18 protein-coding genes are annotated in these 18,734 nt (G+C 54.3%); 6 read left to right on the top strand and 12 right to left on the bottom strand.

The window, feature by feature from the left end:
• Positions 1 to 13: 13 nt before the first annotated feature.
• Together DEU53_RS00395 and DEU53_RS00390 are read right to left on the bottom strand one after the other, a co-directional pair.
• Positions 14 to 808, bottom strand: coding sequence for a deaminated glutathione amidase (locus tag DEU53_RS00395; RefSeq protein WP_110865709.1), 795 nt, complete (start codon positions 806 to 808; stop codon positions 14 to 16).
• Between the two features lie 2 nt (positions 809 to 810).
• On the bottom strand, positions 811 to 1,770 hold the full coding sequence (locus tag DEU53_RS00390; protein WP_110865708.1) for an ABC transporter substrate-binding protein: 960 nt from the start codon (positions 1,768 to 1,770) through the stop codon (positions 811 to 813).
• Positions 1,771 to 1,907: 137 nt separating this feature from the next.
• Between DEU53_RS00390 and DEU53_RS00385 the strand changes: the two genes are divergently transcribed.
• Positions 1,908 to 3,263, top strand: a complete 1,356-nt coding sequence (locus DEU53_RS00385; protein WP_110865707.1) for a PLP-dependent aminotransferase family protein — start codon at positions 1,908 to 1,910, stop codon at positions 3,261 to 3,263.
• Here DEU53_RS00385 and DEU53_RS00380 read toward each other — a convergent pair.
• The 3 genes from DEU53_RS00380 to pagP form a co-directional block, all read right to left on the bottom strand.
• Positions 3,247 to 3,672, bottom strand: coding sequence for a GNAT family N-acetyltransferase (locus DEU53_RS00380; protein ID WP_101763263.1), 426 nt, complete (start codon positions 3,670 to 3,672; stop codon positions 3,247 to 3,249). The genes DEU53_RS00385 and DEU53_RS00380 overlap by 17 nt on opposite strands.
• Before the next feature lie 356 nt (positions 3,673 to 4,028).
• Positions 4,029 to 4,238: a transcription antiterminator/RNA stability regulator CspE gene (gene cspE / locus DEU53_RS00375; RefSeq protein ID WP_007890714.1), complete on the bottom strand. Its 210-nt coding sequence runs from the start codon at positions 4,236 to 4,238 to the stop codon at positions 4,029 to 4,031.
• A gap of 150 nt (positions 4,239 to 4,388) precedes the next feature.
• Positions 4,389 to 4,961 carry a lipid IV(A) palmitoyltransferase PagP gene (gene pagP / locus DEU53_RS00370; protein ID WP_110865706.1) on the bottom strand — a complete coding sequence of 191 codons (573 nt, stop codon included), beginning with the start codon at positions 4,959 to 4,961 and terminating at the stop codon, positions 4,389 to 4,391.
• A 947-nt stretch (positions 4,962 to 5,908) separates the two neighbouring features.
• On the opposite strand from pagP, the gene DEU53_RS00360 reads away from it, so the two are divergent.
• Together DEU53_RS00360 and DEU53_RS00355 are read left to right on the top strand one after the other, a co-directional pair.
• Positions 5,909 to 6,154 (top strand): hypothetical protein, encoded by a 246-nt coding sequence (locus tag DEU53_RS00360; RefSeq protein ID WP_110865704.1) that lies wholly within the window; start codon positions 5,909 to 5,911, stop codon positions 6,152 to 6,154.
• Between the two features lie 106 nt (positions 6,155 to 6,260).
• On the top strand, positions 6,261 to 7,343 hold the full coding sequence (locus DEU53_RS00355; protein ID WP_110866425.1) for a malate/lactate/ureidoglycolate dehydrogenase: 1,083 nt from the start codon (positions 6,261 to 6,263) through the stop codon (positions 7,341 to 7,343).
• Positions 7,344 to 7,382: 39 nt separating this feature from the next.
• Here the strand turns inward: DEU53_RS00355 and gntT are convergent, their stop codons facing one another.
• A complete protein-coding gene (gene gntT / locus DEU53_RS00350; protein ID WP_101763267.1) occupies positions 7,383 to 8,699 on the bottom strand; it encodes a gluconate transporter in 1,317 nt (438 codons plus the stop codon).
• Between the two features lie 283 nt (positions 8,700 to 8,982).
• Here gntT and DEU53_RS00345 point away from each other — a divergent pair, with 283 nt between their 5' ends.
• Positions 8,983 to 10,134: an iron-containing alcohol dehydrogenase gene (locus tag DEU53_RS00345; RefSeq protein WP_233501651.1), complete on the top strand. Its 1,152-nt coding sequence runs from the start codon at positions 8,983 to 8,985 to the stop codon at positions 10,132 to 10,134.
• A 32-nt stretch (positions 10,135 to 10,166) separates the two neighbouring features.
• Here DEU53_RS00345 and DEU53_RS00340 read toward each other — a convergent pair whose 3' ends face one another.
• The 4 genes from DEU53_RS00340 to DEU53_RS00325 all read right to left on the bottom strand — a co-directional run bounded on the left by DEU53_RS00340 (position 10,167) and on the right by DEU53_RS00325 (position 14,670).
• Positions 10,167 to 12,095, bottom strand: a complete 1,929-nt coding sequence (locus tag DEU53_RS00340) for a methyl-accepting chemotaxis protein (RefSeq protein WP_110865703.1) — start codon at positions 12,093 to 12,095, stop codon at positions 10,167 to 10,169.
• 125 nt (positions 12,096 to 12,220) lie between these two features.
• Positions 12,221 to 13,048: a Cof-type HAD-IIB family hydrolase gene (locus tag DEU53_RS00335; protein WP_110865702.1), complete on the bottom strand. Its 828-nt coding sequence runs from the start codon at positions 13,046 to 13,048 to the stop codon at positions 12,221 to 12,223.
• 107 nt (positions 13,049 to 13,155) lie between these two features.
• Positions 13,156 to 13,641, bottom strand: coding sequence for an RcnB family protein (locus DEU53_RS00330; RefSeq protein WP_110866424.1), 486 nt, complete (start codon positions 13,639 to 13,641; stop codon positions 13,156 to 13,158).
• A gap of 798 nt (positions 13,642 to 14,439) precedes the next feature.
• On the bottom strand, positions 14,440 to 14,670 hold the full coding sequence (locus DEU53_RS00325; RefSeq protein ID WP_101763271.1) for a DUF1272 domain-containing protein: 231 nt from the start codon (positions 14,668 to 14,670) through the stop codon (positions 14,440 to 14,442).
• A gap of 204 nt (positions 14,671 to 14,874) precedes the next feature.
• Here DEU53_RS00325 and DEU53_RS00320 point away from each other — a divergent pair, with 204 nt between their 5' ends.
• Positions 14,875 to 15,999, top strand: a complete 1,125-nt coding sequence (locus tag DEU53_RS00320) for an AI-2E family transporter (protein WP_101763272.1) — start codon at positions 14,875 to 14,877, stop codon at positions 15,997 to 15,999.
• A gap of 111 nt (positions 16,000 to 16,110) precedes the next feature.
• Entirely contained in the window at positions 16,111 to 16,791 is a 681-nt protein-coding gene (locus tag DEU53_RS00315; RefSeq protein WP_110865701.1) for an HAD family hydrolase, read from the top strand.
• 18 nt (positions 16,792 to 16,809) lie between these two features.
• Here the strand turns inward: DEU53_RS00315 and DEU53_RS00310 are convergent, their stop codons facing one another.
• The gene (locus tag DEU53_RS00310) at positions 16,810 to 18,051 is read right to left on the bottom strand and encodes a VWA domain-containing protein (protein ID WP_110865700.1); all 1,242 of its coding nucleotides are present in this window, start codon (positions 18,049 to 18,051) and stop codon (positions 16,810 to 16,812) included.
• Between the two features lie 83 nt (positions 18,052 to 18,134).
• A complete protein-coding gene (locus DEU53_RS00305) occupies positions 18,135 to 18,710 on the bottom strand; it encodes a TerD family protein (RefSeq protein WP_101763275.1) in 576 nt (191 codons plus the stop codon).
• Positions 18,711 to 18,734 lie beyond the last annotated feature (24 nt).

Genomic DNA, 18,734 nt, shown 5'->3' with positions numbered 1-18,734 from the left:
GATTCCCCAGCGATCAAAGTGGTTTAAGTTCGGGACGCGCAAAACAGCGATTTTCCAGCACCGGCAGTACGCTGCGTGCGTAGGCGATGCGCTGCGGATCGAGATCGGCAAACACCAGCGCGGCCGATTCCGGCGCTTTGGCAATCGCCACGCCCAACGGATCGATTACCAGGCTGTTGCCGATATTGCGTGGCCCGCATTCGCCCACCGCCACCATGTAGCAGGTGTTTTCCAGCGCACGCGCGGTGGTCAGCAATTCCCAGTGCATCTCTTTCAGCGGGCCTTTCACCCACGCTGCCGGCAGCACCAGCACATCCGCGCCGTCAAGCACTAAGCGACGCGCCAGCTCCGGAAAGCGCACGTCGTAGCAGGTCATCAACCCGACGTTCATGCCCGCCACGTCAACCAGCGGCGGAATCTCACGTCCTGGATTCACGCGCTGCGACTCCTGCATGGCGAAGGCATCATAAAGGTGCAATTTCACGTACTCGGCGATGATTTCGCCGTTGCGAATGGCGATCAGCACATTGAGCGCCTTCTGCCCTTCTGTCGGCACGTGCACGCTCATCATGGTGGTCAGGTTGTTGCCTTTGCTAACCGCCAGCAGCTGCGTGACGAAAGGACCATCAAGTGGCTGCGCCGCTTTCAATACCAGATCAGGATCGGCGATATCACGCGCCAGTACGCCTTCCGGCAGCACCAGCAGATCAGCACCGCTCGCCAATGCCTGGTTCATCAATCCGATGCAGATATCGGTGTTTTCCTGCCATTCGCGGCTGACGGCAAATTGTCCCATTGCTACTTTCATGGTTATTCTCCTTGCGCCGCAGCCGGGAAAATCGCTTCCGGCGTCAGCAATGTTTGGGTTAGGCCTTGCTGGAACAGCTCATTCGCAAAGTCGGCAATCATCTTTTTGTTAACGGAAAATCCGTTCTGATTCCAGTTGGCCGGTAATTCCTGCGCGGTGCGCCGCAAATCGTCCAGCAGCCACGGCGTGGTGTCGGCGTATTTCTCGCGCTTCTTCATCCACATCTGGTACGAACGATCAATGATGTCGCTCAGCGCCTGAGGCAGCCAAGGATGCGCCTCGGCTAAGGCAGGCTTCAGAGCCAGTAAGTGAATGCCAGGCACATAACCGACGCGATTAAAGTAGTCGCGCTCGGCAGCGGCAAAATCCACCTGCAGCTGACGCAAACCCGAATCGGCGAGGAAAAAACCTTCCGGCATAAAAGGGGTAAAAACAGCATCCAGCTCGCCCTCTTTCAGCAACGCGATCAGTGGACGCTCACCTGGCGCCGATTCAATACGCCCCGGACGACCAAAACCGGCCAGACGATCAACAATCGGGTGATCCTCAGTCAAACGCCCGGCAAACCAGTACGCATCATCAATCTCCACGCCCGCTTCACGCAGCACGGTGCGCGTCCAGGTGTTGCCCGAATCCTGCCAGCCGGTAACGCCGATCTTTTTACCTTTCAGCTGCGCTGGCGAAGTCATCGGGCTGTCGCTGCGCGTAATGATGCAGCGCTGACGGAAACCGCGCATCAGAAAGTGTGGCAGGCCCAACAGTGAAGTGTCACCTTTTGCCCGAGCCTGAGCAAAGCGGCTAAACGACACTTCACCGGCATCGTATTTATCGCTGGTGGCGAGGTTATCCACCAGCGTGCCAACGCGATCGATCTCCAGCGTGAAACCTTCCGGCCTGATATCGCCAAGTGCCAGCGGTGTGAAGTAATCCCAGTCACGTACCGCCAGTCTGATGGTTACCATAGTTTTGCCTTCCCCGTCTGTTCTGCCAGCCCTGCGGCTGTGATTATTTATGCAGCAAATAGTGCTTGAATTTGAGTCTAAATCGCGAATACTAATCTGAACAATCTATTATTTGTTACTGAACAAAGGATTTTCTTATGACGCAAAGTGTGGATTTGGAGTGGCTCAGCCAGCAGATCACGGATGCTTCGGTGAAAGGCATCACGCATGCGGCATCCACGCTAATTCGAGATGGGCAGATTGCGGTGGGCATGCAGATGCCGGCAGTACGGGAATTGGCTGAGCGATTAGGCGTGAGCCCGGCAACCGTTTCGGCTGCCTGGGCGCAACTGAAGAAGCAGAAAGTGCTGGCGGGTAAAGGTCGCAGCGGCGTGTGGGTGAGCGGTAACAGCGTGATGCCGCGTCCGATTCGCTTCGAGAAGATCGGCAATTACGGCGAGAATGTTCAGGCGTCACTGGCGATGGCCTCACCGGATCCAACGTTATTGCCGGATCTGCGTCGGGCGATGCTGGCGGGCATTGCATCGCCGCAACTGAATAGTTATCAGCGTGAGGCGATTTCAACGCAATTGCTGGATGCCGTAGCGCCACGTTGGCCCTATCCCGCCGAAGCCTGGTTGGCAACCGATGGCGGCTTCGATGCCATGAACCTGATCGTGCAGACGTTGCTGTCACCGGGCGATCGTGTGGTGATCGAAGATCCTACCGCCACGCGATTACTGGATATTTTAGACAACATGGGTGCAGAAATTCTGCCGCTGCCCTGTGATGAGCAAGGTCCCATTCCCTCGGCGCTGACCACGCTGATGCAGAAATCTCCGGCGATGTTTATCTATCAACCGCGCACCCATTCCGCCACCGGAAACAGCGTGAGCCAGCGTCGCAGTGCAGAGCTGGCGCGCGTGCTGGCAAACAGCAGCACCGTCATTGTCGAAGATGACGGCATTGGCGATCTGTCGCGCTGCCCGGTGTTTAGCCTCGGCTTCCACTATCCCGAACGCGTGCTGCATGTGCACTCGTTTTCTAAAGCTTATGGGCCGGATTTGCGGCTGGCGGTGTTATCAGGCACCGCAGAAATGGTGAAGCGCCTGCAAGCGTGGCGCAACTTTGGCGTGAGCTGGACCAGCCGTATTTTGCAGGATGCCGTGGCGTGGATGCTCAATGATGAAGAGACTCAGCAGCGTATTCAGCAGGCTAAAGCCACCTATGCGCAGCGTCGCCAGCAGTTACTGGCCGCGCTGGCGAAACGCGGTCTGGTGCTGGAAGAGCGCGATGGATTGAGCGTATGGATTCCGGTGGAATCGGAGCAGTACGCGATGATCACGCTGGCCGCGCGCGGTATCGCCGTGCTGCCCGGGGAACGCTGTAGCATTAGCAGCCGGCAGTTCATTCGCGTCAGCGCCGCGCTGCTGCCTGTTGCACAACTCGACAGCATCGCCGATGCCATCGTGATAGCCAGCGGACGCGAGCTCAATCTTAACCCAGAGCTTTAATGTGATAGCGCGGTGATTCCACATAGCCTTCACGCGCATAGAACTGGTTGGCTTTGAGGCGCGATGAATGGCAGTGCACTTCCATACGGTCGCAACCGCGTGACCGCGCCAGCTGTTCGGCGTGGTTCAATAACTGCTGCCCGCTGCCTTTGCTGCGCTCGCCTTCGGCAATACAGAAGTAGCTGATGCGGGCAAAATCGCCGGCCAATGCCAGCTGCGGAATAAAGTGCAACGAGAGAAAGCCCAGCACCTGATTGCCGTGTTCCGCGACCAACAACATTTCATCGGGATGATGAATAAGCTGCGCCAAACGCGTATCGATAAATCCTTCCGTCGCGCTATAACCTAATTCGGTTAGCAACGCGCTCAATGCAAAGCTGTCTTTTGCCTGTGCCTGACGTATGTTCATCCTGCCTCCTCATTTTCCCTGAGCAGTTATATAGCGTTGCCGGACAAAAATCTGCAAGTAAGCATTGTTGTGGCTATGTTACGGAAGTTATCTGTGAGATGTGCCGCAGAATCTGCCTTGTCATGAGAATGTCATAACGACTTAAGGCTGGCTTAATCTGGCATTGGCATGCTGAGGGAAATCTCTTTCTGAGGCAGGCGAAATGAAAAACCTTATTCCACGCACTTTCGATGAGTTAATGGCACTGAGCATCAGCATGCTTGCCTTAGCGAGCTGGATGATTATTTGGTGGCGAGCCTAAAAATAAATAAAAAAAACCCGCCAGAAGGCGGGTTTTCAGAATTCGAACTGTTAAATTACAGTGCGATAACGTTAGCAGCTGATGGGCCTTTAGCGCCGTCAGTGATTTCGAACTCAACGCGTTGACCTTCAGCCAGAGTTTTGAAACCGTTGCTGTTGATTGCAGAGAAGTGTACGAATACATCTTTGCTGCCATCTTCTGGAGTAATGAAACCGAAGCCTTTCGACTCATTAAACCACTTTACGTTACCTTTGATCTTAGACATCTATATTACCTTTACATGAAAAAAGGACACTAAACTGTGTCGATGTCTAGTACAGCAATTGCGGTGACATTTGTCCAGTGCGATTTGATGAAAAAGTGATAAATATTGATTTTTTGCATGCCGATCACACTTTATGCGTGCCGCCAGCGCTTAAAACTCAAATCTCAGCCATGCAAAGTAAACGTTGCCGTTATTGTAAGTGCCGGGAATGTAAGTCATTTGGAAAGTGGCTGGACCATATCCAATTGATGCTAAAGGCAATATCAGCGGAACCGGGATGTATCGCCAGTTATCACGTGCCGTTACACCCGCCGTGTATCCGGCGCCCAAATGAAAGTTCTGATCGCTAAGCGGTCGCCATGTCGCTTCCCAACCGTAACCGCCAATCGGCTCCCATTTGTTGAAGGAGTCCTTGAACGCCATCAGGTACAAACCGTGCCAGTTACCTTTCTCATCCCAGCGTGAAACGCCCGCACCTGCGCCCCACGGGCGCTCGTTGTATTTATCGATGTGTTCATCGTCGTAAGTCCAACGGTTGTGCCAGGTAATCGCCGGCAGATAAAAATCATAATTCTGCGGTTGCGACCAGGTTTGCGACACGTTGTTGCTAAAGGTGTTCCAGCCTGATTTGATGGCTTGTGAAGTTGTTACCGCTGATGCCGAAAATGAGACCGATGAGGTCAAAATGCAGCCTAACAAAACTGCAGAAAAGTGCCGATTCACAACGTAATTTCCTGTTAATTCGTGCTGAAAAAATGCACTACCCTGAGGCAGATTTTTCAGATTCTTGTACGACGCATTCCTAAGTAATCGCCAAAAGGATATTAAAAAACCTGCTTAATATCTCCAGGCTAATTCTCGGTTGACGGCGAATTTTACCTCATGCGGAACGTGAAATTGAAACGCCGGATAAACGGAAAGGTATTACTGAGGGATGTACACAAAGTGCAATCATGTTGTGAGGATGACGGCAAGCAATAAGATAGCTTTCAGTGACTTAGTGTCAACTATTCACGCATGGAATAAATTAACAAAATTTATCAATTGAACTCACCCGACGAATAAGATAAATCTCGATACTCCAGGACGGAGATGGGGAAAAAACTGACATGACTATTCGTTGTAGCCGCTGCGGTTGCACTAAATTTTTTTACACCTTAACGGACTGCAAACAGGTCGATGCAATAAATCATCATGGCGCCTGCTGCGCACAGTGTCAGAAACCGTTGACGCTGGGCGATCTTATCCTGCCGATTGCGTCTTTTAATAACAGCGAAAAATCCTATGCTGAATAAAAAATTCAGGCACCCGCAGGTGCCTGTTGTTGTCAGAAAATCAGTTTAAAGACGCCTGTTAGTGTCAGTAACCCAACGATGAAGATGATGGCGATGACCCACAGAATTATTTTCATTGTTCGCTCCTTCAAGTATGAAAAATAACGTGTCTGCTAACCAGTATAGATGATCATTCTGCTTTCGCTGGGCGCTGCGAGAGTGGTCACAACCCTTAGCTATCGTTTCGCTTAATGCCGATTTAATTCTGCGAGACGGGTCGCAGCCTGCGATTTTCCCTCTCCTTGATTCCGCACTCAGCGCCTGTCCGCAGTCTAAACTTATAGCGCCTGAAGAGGCCTCGATTGTTATCAATGCCGACGTAACAAGGAGATTCTTATGAGCACGATTAATACCAGCATGGGGCGTTATAGCCTTAAGGCAAAGGATTACGGCAACCACATCAGCGGCAGTATTGCGATTAATGATGAAGGTGGCACGCAACTCACCCTGCAGGAGTTTGAAGAACACTATCTTGACGATGTCGTCAACAATGTCATTTATCCGATCACTGGCGGAAACCGTGAAATTACCCGCGCACTGCGCGATCAGATGGTCAAAGCGGGCTTTGCACAGCCGCACTGAGTTTTTGGGCCACACGTTGTGGCCCTTTACTTCTTATCATTGACTTGCGGTTATTACTGGTTTCGGCACAGGATGCATGATTGTTCATGATAAGGAGATTGACCGTATGAGTACTCTGCATCTTATTCCCCCTTCTCGCCTTCATCAGTTTGTTCAAGCCATTTGGTTACATGCTGGCAGCAGCGCCGAAGAAGCGCGCCTGGTCGCCGACCATTTGGTGGCCGCGAATCTGGCGGGTCACGATTCACATGGCGTTGGCATGATTCCGAGCTACATGAAATCGCTGGCACAGGGCTTTTTGCAACTCAACCAACATGCCAGCGTTGCAAAAGACGCCGGCGCGGTGCTGACGCTGCACGGGCACAACGGTTTTGGTCAGGTCGCGGCCTTTGAGGCGATGCAACTCGGTATTGAGCGCGCAGCCAGGTTAGGTATTGCGGCGGTTGGTTTACACCATTCGCACCACATTGGTCGCATCGGCCATTGGGCAGAACAGTGTGCGGCCGCCGGTTTTGTCTCGTTCCATTTTGTTAACGTGATGGGCGATCCGATGGTCGCGCCGTTTAACGGTAGCGATCGTCGTTTTGGCACCAATCCTTTCTGCGCCATTTTCCCGCGCCGCAATGCCAAACCGCTGCTGCTCGATTTCGCCACCAGCGGCATCGCCTTTGGTAAAACGCGAGTGGCGTGGAATAAAGAGCAGCAGGTCGCGCCAGGTTATCTGATTGATCATCACGGCCAGCCGACCACCGAACCGGGCGTGATGCATCAGGCGCCGTATGGTTCACTGATGCCGTTTGGTCTGCACAAAGGCTATGCGCTGGCAACCATGTGTGAAATTCTCGGCGGCGCGTTGTCCGGCGGACGCACCACACATGATGAGACGCTGGTCACCAGCCACGATGCCATTTTCAACTGCATGACCACCATCATCGTGAATCCGGATGCGTTTGATGCGCCTGCGATGCAGGAAGAAGCGGAATCATTCCTGGATTGGGTGAAACAGTCGCCGCAAAGTGGCGATGCACCGATTCAGGTGCCCGGCGAGTGGGAGGAGCAAAACCGCGTGGCACGTGAACGCGATGGCATTCCTCTCGACAGCAACAGCTGGGAGCAAATCTGTGACGCGGCGTTACAAGCGGGAATGCCGCAAGAGGAACTCGCGGCGTTCCGCGCCTTAACGCAGTAAACCGCAAGCGGCTGAGGCGCAGTGCCTCAGCCTTGATACTCAGATGACGTTGGCGAGCAGTAAGCAACCCAGCAAACCGCACACCGAAATAATGGTTTCCAGCGCCGACCATGAGCGGAAAGTTTCGCCGATGGTCAGGTTGAAATACTCCTTAAACAGCCAGAAGCCCGGATCGTTGACGTGAGAGAAAATCACGCTGCCGGAGCCAACCGCAATCACCATCAGTTCCGGACTGGCGCCGCTGGTGATGATCAACGGTGCGACAATCCCGCCTGCCGTAATCGCCGCCACGGTTGCGGAACCCAGGGCAATACGCAGCACCGCAGCAATCGACCACGCCATGAAGATCGGCGACAGATTGGTTTCATGCATCATGCTGGCGATATATTTATCGACGCCGCTGTCCACCAGCACCTGTTTGAACGCCCCGCCACCACCAATCACTAACAGCATCATCGCGATGATCTTGATCGAATCGGTGATGGTGCCCATCACGTCATCCATGCTGCGGCCACGGTTCAGACCAAAGGTGAAGATGGCGATCAGCACGGCAATCAAGGTTGCCATAATGGGGTCACCAAAGAACTCGGCATACGGCAACAACACGTGACCTTTCGGCAGCAGCATCTCCGCTACTGCGCGCAACGCCATCAGCACCACCGGCACCAACGCCGTCCAGACGCTGACGCCAAAGCCAGGCATCTCCGCTTCGGTAAAGGTTTTCGGGTTCCACAAGCCTTCCGGGATCGGCTTATCAATGCCTTTCAGGAAGCGCGCATAAACCGGACCGGCGAGAATAACGGTTGGAATCCCCAACAGCGTTCCGTACAGCAGCGTTTTCCCCATATCGGCGTTGAACAGCGTGGCGATCGCAGTTGGGCCCGGATGCGGTGGGAGGAAACCGTGTGTGACCGAGAGCGCGGCCGCCATCGGCACACCCACGTAGAGCAGCGGCACGCGCGCGGAGGCGGCGATGCTGAACACCAACGGCAGCATCAGCACAAAGCCCACTTCGTAGAACAGCGCAAAGCCGACGGTGAAGCCGGTCAGCACCAGCGCCCACTGAATATGCTTCTCACCAAATTTAGCGATTAACGTGGTGGCGATTCGCTGCGCCCCGCCGCAATCCGCCAGCAGTTTACCCAGCATCGCGCCGAAGCCCATGATCAGCGCGAGGCTGCCCAACGTGCCGCCGACGCCGGTTTTAATCGAAACGATAACTTTGTTGACCGGCATGCCCTGCATCATGCCAACGGCCAGCGCCACCAGAATCAGCGCAATAAATCCGTTCAGTTTGAAACGAATCATCAGCAACAGCAGTAACGCTACGCCAATCGCCACATAGAGTAATGGCATAATTTTTCTCCACTTTTGCGCACGGTAAGCTACCGGCAGCGGTTTATTTTGGTTATCCCAGAGGACATGAGAATCAACAACGTGCACCACAGGAAACATCCTGCCGAGCAATGTTACGGGTATCATGTTAAGGGTAACATTGCGTACAAAGCACCTGGCGCCGCAGCGGAATTTCTGTTTTGCGAAGGTGATCAACTTTTTGCCAGCGGGTTATCAGAATGTTTGCAGCGGGAGTGTCATGGCTTATGGTTACACTTAGGTCTTTGAGCCAAACAATAAGGACGTGCAGGTGAGTGAGAATCTGATCGAGTTGTACAGTAATCAACAAACCCTGTTTGGGCGCGGCAGCATTGACCAACTGATTCCGCTGCTGGCGGCCAATACCCAGCCGACGCTGCTGTTTTGCGGCCGCTCATTCCTGAATGGTCCGGCCTGGACGCGCTTAGGTGCCGCGCTCAACGATCACATCATCGGTTACGAGATTGTCAGCCATGAAGCCTCGCCAGATGAGATTGATGGCTGGGTGCGACGCTGGCGCGGCCATGTTGATCGCGTGGTGGCGATTGGCGGCGGTAGCGTGCTGGATGCGGCTAAAGCCTTTAGCGCGATGATGCAGCACCCGCTGAATACCGCGCGCTATCTGGAGAAAGTCGGTGATACGCCAGTGCAAGCGGTGACCTTGCCGCTGATCGCCATTCCCACCACGGCCGGCACCGGCAGCGAAGCCACGCAGAACGCAGTGGTGACCGATCAGCAGCATATTCAGGTCAAAGCGTCGCTGCGCCATCCAGTGTTTGTGCCGCAGGTCGCAATTCTCGATCCTGATCTGCTAAAAGGCGCGCCCGACAGCGTGCTGGCAACCTGCGCCATCGATGCCTTCACCCATCTTTTCGAAGCCTATCTGTCGCGCAAAGGCAATTTGTTCACCCAGCAAACTGCGCTTAATGGGCTGCGACTGTTCTTCCAGGCCTGGCCAGATTTAAACCGTGACGACGAGCGTGGAGATGCCGCGCGCGAAGCGATGATGATGGCGTCATGGTTGGGTGGCGTGTGTCTGAGCAGCGCCGGATTGGGCGTGATCCACGGCATTGCCGGTGAGTTGGGGGCGATCAAGCCGTTCCATCACGGCGAAGTGTGCGGACGTTTACTGTTCCCGTTCCTTGAGGTGCTGGCAGAAACCGAGCATGCTGAACAGCAACGTTTGATGGCGCAGTTCGGCCAACAGTTGCTGCCGGATGATCCCGCGCCGCCCGCGCTGGCGTTGAAAGCCTGGATCCAGCAGCAGGCGATCGTGCCGTTCTGGTTAGAAGGCCCAACGCTGTCAGCCACCGACGTTGACTGGATTGTGTCGCGCGCCAACAGCAAAAACGGTTGGGTCAGCTACGATGCACCGACGTTAACCGAGATGATCGCCGCCGCCTGGCGCATCGTCTAAATGATAACGGGCAGCCGACGCTGCCCGATTTTTTACTGCTCAGCCACTTTAAACATCGCCATCTCTTGCGCCAGCTGCGCCGCTTCATCACGCAGCGCCTGGGTATTTTCGGCGGTTTGCGTCACCAGCATCAGGTTTTGCTGAATACCGCGCTCCATTTGCGATACGGCCAGCGTCACTTCCGCGATACCTTTGCTCTGCTCATCACCGGCCACGCGCATCTCGCTGACTACCTGCTTCACTTTATGCACGTCGGAAACCAGTTGCGAAAGCTGCTGCCCCGCGCCTTCCACCAGTTTACTGCCGGCCAGCACGTTGCTGTCGGAATCGGCAATCAGCGCTTTGATCTCCTGCGCCGCCGTGGCACTGCGCTGGGCTAAGGCCCGCACTTCCGATGCCACCACCGCAAAACCACGCCCTTGCTCACCGGCGCGTGCCGCTTCCACCGCCGCATTCAGGGCAAGGATGTTGGTTTGAAACGCGATGCTGTCGATCACCGTCAGAATCTCCGCCACGCGGCGCGACGAGGATTGAATAGCGCCCATGGTGCTCACCACTTCGCCCATCACTTCGCTGCTGCTGCGGGCAATATGCGCGGTCTGTTCGGCGGCGGCATCGGCCAATCGGGTATTTTCGGCATTTTGCTGCACAGTCGCGTTAAGCTGCTCCATCGCCGCCGCACTCTCCTCAAGCGCCGCAGCCTGCTCGGCGATTTTCTCCGACAGCGCGGTGTTGCTGTGCGCTAATCCCGATGCGTTGGCCGCCACCGTTTCGCCGCTGCCCTGCACGCGGGTAATCACGCCAGCGATCTTATCGACAAAGCTGTTGAACGCACCGGCAATATCCGCCAGCTCATCGCGCCCACTTTTGGTCAGACGGCGGGTTAAATCGCCATCGCCATTGGCAATCTCATCCAGCGCCGCGTGCGTCGCCTTCAGACGTTGGCCAATGCGTTGGGTAAACGCCCAGGTTAACAGCAGCAGCACGATCATCGCCGGAATCAGGAAAGTGAAGATGTCGCGCATCATGGTACGCGCCAGGCCGCTGACGGCACTTTCCGGCGTTACCAGGCCAATCACCCAACCGGTGCCGGGCATGCGGAACAGCGTCACCTGCGCGCTGTTGTGCAAGTAGCCGTCTGCAAAATCCGACAGTTGTAATACATCGCCATCGCCCTTCAGCTGGGCGATACGGACGGCCAGCGGCGCCAGCCAGCTGGATTTTTCCGCCAGGCTGCTCAAGGTGGTGAGCGATTTCATATCCTGGCCTGGGTAATAGAGCAGGTTGCCCGCGCTATCGAGGGCAAAGGCGTAACCGCCCGTCACCTGCCCTTTCTGCTGCATAAAGCCCGCAAGATTATCCAGCTGCACATCCAGCGTTGCGACACCGGCAAACCGATCGCCCGCCGCGTACGGCACGCTGCAGGTCACCATCTTCACACCGGAGACCGGATCCTGATACACCTCCGACCAACCGCAACGATCGCGCGGTCCGTTACGCACCGCGCTGTACCAGCTTTCCTGTTGATAGCCGTTGCCCGCAGGCAGGTTGTAGTCATCGGAATAGGCCAGCGCGCCATCACCCTGTCGCGCCCAGAAGAAGCTACGACGTTGCACACCGGCGCTAAACGCATCGGGTTCCGGCCACACGCCGCCGCCGGCAATGGTTTTATTGCCGCTGCTGTTGATGATTTGTGGGAAGCTTTGCTGCCACAGCGTGGCATCGTGCGGCAATACTTCTGCAAGGCGCGCCATGCTGACGGCCTCGCCTTCAATGCGCACCAGCTGCTGATTTAATTGGCTGACCAGATTGCTACCGGCCTGCTCAATCAGCGTATGGCTGGCTTCGATGACGCGCGGCTGACCGCGCAACAACAGAACGGAAAATACGACTGCGGTGGTGACGCACAGTAATAGCAGGCCACCCAGCGTCATGCGGGCAGCCAAACGGGTTGGCAACATAATTTATCCTTTCTAACCGACTGCATTAACGATTGAGATAAGAAGTGCCGCTCAGCGGCGAATTGTGCGTTCCGTCACAATCGAATATCGGCAAAGCAAAGAATAAATTCAGCTATAAATGACGATCAGATGACAAACGGCGGTTTGCCGGCCAGCATCTGCTCAATCACCTGTAAAACGCCCTCGTCGTTATTACCCGGCGCTTCAAAGCGGGCCGCATCTTTGACCTTCTGCGGTGCGTTCGCCATGGCAAAGCTGAAGCCCGACTGCTGCAGCATTTCGAGATCGTTACCGCCGTCGCCAAACACCAGAATTTCACTGCGTTCGATGCCCCAGCGTTTGCCCAACAGATCGAGGCCGTGACCTTTATGGTTGCCCGGCACGATCAAATCCACCGATCCGTGACCGCTGGACGTGGCGGCGGCTGCACCCTGATGCAAACGCTCAATGTCCGCCATCAGCGGTTCCACGTAATCATCAGACAGATTCAGCGCAAACTTGAATAGCTTATCGCCCGCCACGTCATCGAGGCTGCGAATCGCCTTCAGGCGGTGGCAATAATGACGCATTTTCACCAGCCACTTTTCATCAAGGCCTTCGAAGTAGTACGCGCTGTCGCGTCCGCACAGGATGTAACGCAGTTCGGGATAGTTACCGTTGTGCAACGTATCCAGCACCGCATCAATATCCGGACGGGAAAACTCGCCGCAGAATAACTCTTCATCACAATCGATAATCCACGCGCCGTTCTCCGCCACGAAGGCAATTTCGTGGGCGATCTCAGGGAAGAAGGATTTGAGTTGGTAATACTGGTTGCCGCTGGCTACCACAAACTTGATGCCGCGCTGCTTCATTTCCTGATAGCAGGCGTTAAAACGCGCGCGATTGTACTGTTTCTTGTCGTCGAGAAAGGTGCCGTCTTTATCCACCGCCACCATTTTTACCACGGTCATCATCACTCCTTAACGTATCGAAAGGAAAAACGGGTCGTAGAGAGAATAACCTGGTGAGCGGATAAAGCGCAGAGAAACACGGATGGCCGCAGCCATCCGCGGAGGGATTAGTTGAACGCGCCGTTGAGCAGAATTGCGGTAATGATGCCGGTTGCTGCGGCCACCAGCACGTAATTACCGTCGATGTAAGCCCAATGCTCACCGCGCGGTGGTTCATACAGACCACGGTCACGCCAGTCATCTACGCGATAATGCGGACCACGAAACTCCGGCGGTGCCGGATAGCCGCGACGGAAGTCATGTCCGCCCCAGGCGAAGCGGTCGCCACCATGATGCCCTTCCGGCATACGATGGTCAGCATAACGCTCATGACGATCCGGGCCGGGTCCGCGATCGTGACCACGGTCATGATGATTGCCGCGATCCGGTCCGCGGTCGCCGCCACGATCCGGGCCACGTCCGTGGTCTTGATGCTGGTCGCCGCCGTGCGGCTGCCAGCGCTGGTCACCTGGGCCGTCTGCCCACGAGACGCTAGAAAACAGTGTGCTGCATGCAATAAATGACGCAATAAGAGTTAATGTTGTTTTTTTCATGGTGTTGCCTCCAATGATAACGGCGGTTGCTGTGCCGTTAAGCATTACTATTGATTAACTGGAGACAGAAAAGCATTTCCAAAACTCTTAAAAACCGCATACTTACAGTAAATTACGTCAACTTATCACTTTCTTAACGATTGTGTATTTTCTGACATTAACGGGATCGAAGAGACGCATCAGCGTTTATTGCGGCGAGAGCGGGAAATATAAAGAAAAACCCGATCGCAAGGATCGGGAGGATAATTCAATTTCCATAAATTGCATAAAGGGGTAAACCCTGCAAAAGTGAGGGTAAAACTGAAGCACACAACGCCACATCACTAGCATTGCCAGCAAACAATACCATTTAAAATTGAAAACTTCTTTTGAAAAGGGCTATTTTTCAGAAAAATACGCAAAAACCAAATGATAGAAAGAAATATTATTTTAGGAACGTTGTTTCAGGATAAATAAGGTCTGTGCTCTGACCAGATTCAGTAAAGACACAACAATAAGGCATTCAAGCAGCTAATCCATGCTATCAAGCATGGTTAATATCCCTTTAAAAACAACACCATTGGCCTTTTAAACCTTTATAATCTCAGCACGCCGCACGCGCAACCTGATGAGTATTTAACAATTACTGCTCCTTATTAGGCCCGGATTGTTTATCACCAACATTAATACACAGCGGTGATTACTATCGTGCTCAAAATTACCCTGCTTGCGTAACGTTTAAATATCACGAGGCAGCCTGATAAACTATTTAGGGTAAACGTTTACATGAGCAGAATATTGGTTTGCACGCTCACTATCTCATGAAGAAGATAAATGGCGCGTTGAGGACGCCGGATGACGTGCTAACGCTGCAGCAGGACGAATCGGTCGACGCACCAGCTCACCGCTGCAATTCGGGCAGCGCTGCGCCAGGATACCTTCCGCGCACGCCACACAGAACGTGCATTCAAATGAACAGATGCGCGCCTCAAGCGACTCCGGCGGCAGATCTCTATCGCAGCATTCGCAGTTAGGACGTAGTTCCAGCATGATTTCCTCCGGTGAGTTTCAGCCACCATCATCACCGTAATAGTGCTGCCGCGCCAGCCAGTGAACAGACATCAGGCGGACAAATCGGGACATCTTGTGTCTGCTCTCTTCACGAGCTTGAGCGAACCATCGATCCTAAAAACATTACTTTCCCCGTTAAGCGTTCTATAGTTCATTCGCCCTATCTACTGACGAGACTATGTAATGCGTATTAAAGGACTTAATTTAGGCTTCTTTATCGTTATTTTGGCGATCGTCACCTTCGCCTTTTTTGATGTGCTGACACCCTATTTTTCTGCCATTTTCTGGGCCGCGATTCTGGCGGTGATCTTCCATCCACTGAAGTCGCTGCTGCGCCGTAAAATGGGCGATCGCAACGGCCTGGCTTCGTTCGCTACGTTGCTGATTATCTGCCTGATGGTGTTCACGCCGCTGGCGCTGATCACCTCTTCAATGGTGGTTGAAGTTAACACCGTCTACACCAAGCTGCAGAACAACTCCGCGCAGTTCCCAGCGGTGTTTGCCGATCTGCTGCAGCATCTGCCTTCCTGGGCACGCAACTATCTCGCCGATAACAACCTGAACAACGCGCAGGAGATTCAGCAGAAGCTCTCTGGCTTTGCGCTGAAAGGCGGCCAATACATGGCGGGCAGCGTGTTCCTGATCGGTAAAGGGACGTTCACCTTTACCGTTGGCTTTGGCGTGATGCTCTATCTGCTGTTCTTCCTGTTGAAAGATGGCGCCTGGCTGGTGAATTTGATTCTGGAAGCGCTGCCGCTTTCAACCTACGTGAAACATCACCTGCTGATGAAGTTCGCAGCGGTATCGCGCGCCACGGTCAAAGGCACGGTGGTGGTTGCGGTGGTACAAGGTGTGCTGGGCGGCATCGCCTTCTGGATCACCGGCATTGATGGCAGCTTGCTGTGGGGCACCTTGATGGCGTTCCTGTCACTGATTCCGGCGGTCGGTTCCGCCATTGTCTGGGTACCGGCAACCATCTTCTTCTTCGCCACCAGCGCCATCTGGAAAGCGCTGTTCCTGATTGGCTTCTTCGTGGTGGTGGTTGGCCTGGTGGACAATATTCTGCGTCCGCTGCTGGTCGGTAAAGACACCAAAATGCCGGACTATCTGATCCTGATCTCCACGCTGGGCGGCATGGAAGTGTACGGCATCAACGGCTTTGTCATTGGTCCGCTGATCGCCGCGCTGTTTATTGCCTGCTGGAATCTGCTTTCTGGTCGCGATAACCGTGAGAACTCTGAAGAGATTGACGAAGAGTTTATCGAAGAGGGTAAAACCCGCGAGGAAGAGGGCAAAATCCGCGAGTAAGCGTTTCAAACGGCTACCGTTTATCGGTAGCCGCATTCACGCATGAGAATATCGGCCAGCCATTTGCTATCATCGTGGCATTGATTACGGCTTGCGACAAAAGAGAACAACATGTCCATTGAATCCTCCTTAGCGCGTGAAAATCAGGTTCTGTCAGTATTCGATTTTGACGGCACGCTGACCATTCACGACAGCTTCATCCCCTTTCTGCGCTTCAGCTTTGGCAAACGCGCGTTCGCTCGCAAAATTGCCAAACTGGCATTCCCAACGCTGCGCTGCATGCGGAAAAAGCTAACGCGTGATGAGTTAAAAGAAGTGTTGATTCACACCTTTTTAACCGGCGTTGAGGAGCAATGGATTCGTCAGCAGGCGCAACTTTTCTGCGCGGCAAACTGGAATAAGCTAATGCGCCCAGCCGGGCTGTTAGCGGTTGCCGCCGAAGTGAACTCCAGCGCCGAAGTGACCATCTGTTCCGCCTCGCCGGCGATGGTGTTAGAACCGTTCGCCGAGCGTCTGGGCATCAATCTGATCGGTACCCAATTAGAAGTGGTAGACGGCATTCTCACCGGAAAAATTACCGGCCATAACTGCCGCTGCGGGCAAAAGGTCAAGCGACTGGAAAGCGTTTACGGCCCGCTGCATAACTATCACCTGCGCGCCTGGGGCGATACGCGCGGTGATTTTGAGTTACTGGCCGCCGCGCAGGATCCACACTGGCGTCATTTCCATCCAACGTGGAAAAAACGCCGCGTGCCAATGGAAAAACTGCGCATGCTGCGTCTGGATCCTTAGGGGCACAATTCGGACTGATCAATAAATCCGGTCAGCCTTTGCTGCATCCAGCCACGGCTTAAACTCCTCCAGCAGCAGATCGTATAACCGGTCTTCCGCCAGGCTGGCAAAGTTGTCGATGGCGAAGAAATGGGTGTTGTCGATGCGGCGATCGTTGAAGTTATCCAAATCCTGCAAAATGCCATAATTACTGCCGCCGAGGCCGACAAATTTCCAGAAGATGGGATAGTTAGCCGAGCGGCGAATCGCCTCTTTAATGGCGCGGGTTTTGCTGATGCCGCCGTCGGTAATGAAAACCACGTACACCGGCAGATCGCTGTGCCTAAAGGTATCAATCAGCTCTTCCATGACCGGCGGTTCATTATTAGTGCCGCCCAGTCCGGGTAAAATCTCCCACGCCGATGTCTTGCCGCCACGCTGGATGGTGGCGATGTAGCCATCAAGATTATCCAGGGTTACATCGGGATATTTCGCGTGCTGCTGACCGAAGCCCCAGACATCCATTGAACCGTCATCATCAAACTGCGCCGCCAGCACCGCAATGCGATCTAATACGGCCTGCACGTTGCCCTTACTAAACTGCCCTTTCATCGAACCCGAGGCGTCCAGTACAAATGCCACCTTCGCTTTCACCGTTTGTAGCTGGTATTTGCTCAGGCTAACGCTGGCGTTTTTCGCCAGGCTCACTAATCGTGGCGCTTTCTGTTGCAGCTTTTTCTCCAGGCTCACCACCGTTGGCGCGGCTGGCTGAGGATCGGGCTGGGCGATATCCACGCCATAATGACGCGCCAGTGGTTCGAGCCCGCCGTTGAATCCCTGCCCCAGCGCGCGCAGCTTCCAGCCGCCGTTATGGCGATAAACTTCGGCCAGAATCAGCGCCTTCTCGCCGCGCCCGTGCGTTTCCGGGCTGAACTGCGCAATATTTTCGGCGGTTAAGCTCAGGCTGTTGAGCGCATTGATCGCCTCGTCGCCGTCAATCACTAAGGTGACGGCGATTTTACTGACGCTGGCGGCAATCTTCATCAGATCCAGATTAATGGTGCAGCCTTGCGGCGTGCTCTGCATGACCACACTGCGATTGGCGGTTGTGGGCTGATTGAAGAAGATGAAGTCTGCATCGCCACTCACTTTGCCAGCGGCATCGAGCAGAAAAACACTGGTATCCACATCGCCGCGCAACGTGGATGAAGCAGCATAGTGCAGGCGCAACGTCAGTTCGGTGGTGTTCAGCGGCAGGTTCTGGCCCGGTTGTAACATCATAGTTTTAACCTCCTGTTAAGGATGCGTCCTTTGGATAGTAAAAAGCCCCGGACCAGCCGGGGCTTTGTTAGCCTTGCTTTGAATCAGACGCTCACGCCGTGCTGGGAAGCCAGCGCTGACAGGCCGCCTGCGAAGCCCTGACCAACGGCTTTGAATTTCCACTCGGCACCATTGCGATACAACTCACCAAACACCATCGCGGTTTCGGTAGACGCATCTTCAGACAGGTCGAAACGGGCGATTTCAGCACCGCTGTCATTATTGAAGATACGCATGAAGCTGTTGCTCACCATGCCGAAGTTCTGCTTACGCGCTTCGGCATCATAAATGGTCACCGCGAAGACCAGCTTCTTCACCTCAGCCGGTACTTTAGACAGGGTAATTTTAACCTGCTCGTCATCGCCATCGCCGGCACCGGTGCGGTTATCGCCCTGATGCTCAACGGAACCACAAGCGCTCTGCTTGTTGTTGAAGAAGATGAAGCTGGCATCGCTCAGCACTTTACCGTCGTCACCGACCATAAATACTGACGCGTCGAGGTCGAAATCCTGACCATCTGTTACACGTGCATCCCAACCCAGACCCGCCATGGCAACATTCATGGTGGGTGCTTCTTTAGTCAGGGAAACGTTACCGCCTTTTACCAGAGAAACTGCCATTTTAAAGCTCCTGCTTTTAATTGG

The sequence above is a fragment of the Pantoea sp. AG1095 genome (assembly GCF_003208415.1).
Taxonomy (GTDB): Bacteria; Pseudomonadota; Gammaproteobacteria; order Enterobacterales; family Enterobacteriaceae; genus Pantoea; species Pantoea leporis.
Note: the sequence above shows the minus strand (reverse complement) of the source record. Positions and strands in the feature narration are given on the sequence as shown.

What these genes read in the sequence shown, in the direction of transcription:
- DEU53_RS00395 (WP_110865709.1), bottom strand. Translation starts at nt 808, where the DNA reads ATGAAAGTAGCAATGGGACAATTTGCCGTCAGCCGCGAATGGCAGGAA.
- DEU53_RS00390 (WP_110865708.1), bottom strand. Translation starts at nt 1,770, where the DNA reads ATGGTAACCATCAGACTGGCGGTACGTGACTGGGATTACTTCACACCG.
- DEU53_RS00385 (WP_110865707.1), top strand. Translation starts at nt 1,908, where the DNA reads ATGACGCAAAGTGTGGATTTGGAGTGGCTCAGCCAGCAGATCACGGAT.
- DEU53_RS00380 (WP_101763263.1), bottom strand. Translation starts at nt 3,672, where the DNA reads ATGAACATACGTCAGGCACAGGCAAAAGACAGCTTTGCATTGAGCGCG.
- cspE (WP_007890714.1), bottom strand. Translation starts at nt 4,238, where the DNA reads ATGTCTAAGATCAAAGGTAACGTAAAGTGGTTTAATGAGTCGAAAGGC.
- DEU53_RS00360 (WP_110865704.1), top strand. Translation starts at nt 5,909, where the DNA reads ATGAGCACGATTAATACCAGCATGGGGCGTTATAGCCTTAAGGCAAAG.
- DEU53_RS00355 (WP_110866425.1), top strand. Translation starts at nt 6,261, where the DNA reads ATGAGTACTCTGCATCTTATTCCCCCTTCTCGCCTTCATCAGTTTGTT.
- gntT (WP_101763267.1), bottom strand. Translation starts at nt 8,699, where the DNA reads ATGCCATTACTCTATGTGGCGATTGGCGTAGCGTTACTGCTGTTGCTG.
- DEU53_RS00340 (WP_110865703.1), bottom strand. Translation starts at nt 12,095, where the DNA reads ATGTTGCCAACCCGTTTGGCTGCCCGCATGACGCTGGGTGGCCTGCTA.
- DEU53_RS00335 (WP_110865702.1), bottom strand. Translation starts at nt 13,048, where the DNA reads ATGACCGTGGTAAAAATGGTGGCGGTGGATAAAGACGGCACCTTTCTC.
- DEU53_RS00330 (WP_110866424.1), bottom strand. Translation starts at nt 13,641, where the DNA reads ATGAAAAAAACAACATTAACTCTTATTGCGTCATTTATTGCATGCAGC.
- DEU53_RS00325 (WP_101763271.1), bottom strand. Translation starts at nt 14,670, where the DNA reads ATGCTGGAACTACGTCCTAACTGCGAATGCTGCGATAGAGATCTGCCG.
- DEU53_RS00320 (WP_101763272.1), top strand. Translation starts at nt 14,875, where the DNA reads ATGCGTATTAAAGGACTTAATTTAGGCTTCTTTATCGTTATTTTGGCG.
- DEU53_RS00315 (WP_110865701.1), top strand. Translation starts at nt 16,111, where the DNA reads ATGTCCATTGAATCCTCCTTAGCGCGTGAAAATCAGGTTCTGTCAGTA.
- DEU53_RS00310 (WP_110865700.1), bottom strand. Translation starts at nt 18,051, where the DNA reads ATGATGTTACAACCGGGCCAGAACCTGCCGCTGAACACCACCGAACTG.
- DEU53_RS00305 (WP_101763275.1), bottom strand. Translation starts at nt 18,710, where the DNA reads ATGGCAGTTTCTCTGGTAAAAGGCGGTAACGTTTCCCTGACTAAAGAA.